The 2,561-nt window shown below is 65.4% G+C and carries 2 protein-coding genes; both read left to right on the top strand.

The genetic code is table 11. The features are described from left to right. The first annotated feature begins 118 nt into the window (after positions 1-118). On the top strand, positions 119-994 hold the full coding sequence (locus FFS09_RS30405) for a tyrosine-type recombinase/integrase (RefSeq protein WP_137922632.1): 876 nt from the start codon (positions 119-121) through the stop codon (positions 992-994). A 19-nt stretch (positions 995-1,013) separates the two neighbouring features. Continuing rightward, positions 1,014-2,219 carry an IS91 family transposase gene (locus FFS09_RS30400; RefSeq protein WP_137922631.1) on the top strand — a complete coding sequence of 402 codons (1,206 nt, stop codon included), beginning with the start codon at positions 1,014-1,016 and terminating at the stop codon, positions 2,217-2,219. The last annotated feature ends 342 nt before the right edge of the window (positions 2,220-2,561 follow it).

The following is a 2,561-nucleotide window of genomic DNA, read 5'->3' as shown; positions in this document are numbered from 1 at the left end:
GGACTAAACCGCTTTCGCGGTAATCGCTCCGGCAGCATCGTGGTTATTCGTTCCACCGCTGGTTCTGCCATGTTGACGGGTGAGGCAATCCGCCTCGCTCTTCGACAGGAGTTGAACCATGAACTCATTGACGCCCTCCGTCTCCCCGTTGCGCCAGCGCATGATCGACGACATGCGGATGCGCAAGTTCAACGGCAAGACCCAGATCCACTACATCCGCGCCGTTCGCAGGCTCGCCGCCTATCTCAAGCGATCGCCGGACACCGCCACCGCCGAGGACCTTCGGGCCTTCCAGCTGCACATGGTCGAGACCGGCACGGCACCGCCGACCATCAACTCCACGCTCAGTGGCCTGAAGTTCTTCTTCGATGTGACGCTGGGCCACGCCGAGCTGCTGGTCAAGGTGCAACCTGTGCACCAGCCACGCCCGCTGCCCGTTGTGCTGAGCTGCGACGAGGTCGCCCGTCTGATCGCTGCTGCACCGAACCCCAAGTACCAGGCGGCGCTGTCCGTGGCCTATGGGGCCGGACTGCGCGTCAGCGAAGTCTGCGCGTTGAAGGTCACCGATATCGACAGTGAGCGCATGACGCTGCGTGTGGAGCAAGGCAAGGGGGGCAAGGACCGTTACGCCATGCTCTCGCCCGTGCTGCTCGAGCGGCTGCGGGCATGGTGGCGGGTGGGTCACGCGCAAGGCAAGATCCTGCCCAATGGCTGGCTGTTTCCGGGGCTCAACCCCATGGACTCACTGTCCACCCGGCAGCTCAACCGCGCGATCCACCTGGCGGCCGACGCCGCCCAGATCGACAAGCGCGTGTCGATGCACACGCTGCGCCACAGCTTTGCGACTCACCTGCTGGAGCAGAAGGTCGACATCCGCGTGATTCAGGTGCTGCTGGGCCACAAGCGGCTGGAGACCACCGCGCTGTACACCCACGTGGCCACCGAAGTGCTGCGCGCGGTGATCAGCCCACTGGAGACGCTGCCCTCGTCGTGAGTCTGCAGTCTCTGCGGTCATGGGGCGCGCAGCCCTGGAAGTCGCCGACATCTTCCGCATTCATGGGCCCGCCTGGCGCCATGCTCAGCGTGGCCACCTGAGCCTGGCCCAACTCAAGGTCATGTCGGCCATCGAGCAGTGCCGCAGCGCGGCATTGGGTGGTCATGTCTTGCGCTGCGAGGGGTGTGGCACCGATCAGATCGCATACAACTCCTGCCGCAACCGGCATTGCCCGAAGTGCCAGGCCAACGCGGCCCGGCGTTGGCTCCAGGCGCGCAACGCCGACCTGCTGCCGGTGGAGTACTTCCACGTGGTCTTCACGTTGCCAGCACCCATCGCCGAGATCGCGTACTGCAACAAGGCGGTGGTCTATGGCTTGCTGTTCGACATCGCCGCTGAGACTCTTCTGACCATCGGTGGCGATGCGAAGCACCTGGGCGCTCGACTGGGTGTAACGCTGGTGCTGCATACTTGGGGCTCGGCGCTCACACACCACCCGCACGTGCACGGCATCGTCCCCGGTGGCGGCCTGGCGAGCGACGGCGAACACTGGATCGCCTGCCGGCGCGGGTTCTTCCTGCCGGTGCGCGTGCTCTCCCGGTTGTTCCGCCGGCGCTTCCTCGAAGCGCTGCAACAGGCGCACCGTGATGCCCGGTTGCAATTCTTCGGTGAACACGCGCCGCTGGCGGACGCTGCGGCGTTTGCCCGCTGGCTGGCACCGCTGCGCCAATGCGAGTGGGTGGTCTACGCCAAGCGCCCGTTCGCCGGACCCCAGGCGGTGCTGGCGTACCTGTCGCGCTACACGCACCGGGTGGCCATCTCCAACAGCCGACTCGTGGCACTTGATGAGCGCGGCGTGACCTTCCGGTGGAAGGACTACCGTGACAAGGGCCGAGTCCAAGGCAAGACACGCCACAAGACGATGACGCTCGATACCGGCGAGTTCATGCGCCGCTTTCTGTTGCACGTGCTGCCTGGTGGCTTCCACCGCATCCGCCACTACGGGCTGCTGGCCAATTGCAACCGAGCAGCCTGCCTGGCCCTCGCACGCCAGCTGCTGCAAGTGCCTCTGCAGGATCCACAGGTTCTGCCACCCTGCGACGATCCGCAGGACACCGTGCGCCCAACCTTCGTCTGCCCGCACTGCGGCCACGCGATGACCATCGTGCTGACCTTCACGCGCGGCGAGACGATCCGTGCGCCACCTCTTCAGGCGCCGCCATGAACGTTCCTCGCTGCCTCGGCAACCCATGTTTGTTGACGCTTCAAACGTCGGCACGGTCAGCTCGTGTTCGGCGCTCTACACACTCACGTCCGCGCCCGCACAAGGCCTCGTCGATGACGACCTTGCGCCTCCTTGTCCGTATGAGCCCGGTCGTTGGGAGGCAGCGCGCCATCCAAAAGCACCATCACCGCGCCACCGCACGCATGCAATCGCCATAGCGTGAGCGGGCACCGTCGCGTTCGCCGCGGTTTCCTCCCTCGAGGCTTGTTCAACACCCGCCCTTCATCCTGGCGCATCGTGGTGTGTGAGGCTCGCGGGCAGGTGTCGAACAAACCTAAACGA

Source organism: Hydrogenophaga sp. 2FB (assembly GCF_005503365.1).
Lineage (GTDB): Bacteria > Pseudomonadota > Gammaproteobacteria > Burkholderiales > Burkholderiaceae_C > Hydrogenophaga.
Note: the sequence above shows the minus strand (reverse complement) of the source record. Positions and strands in the feature narration are given on the sequence as shown.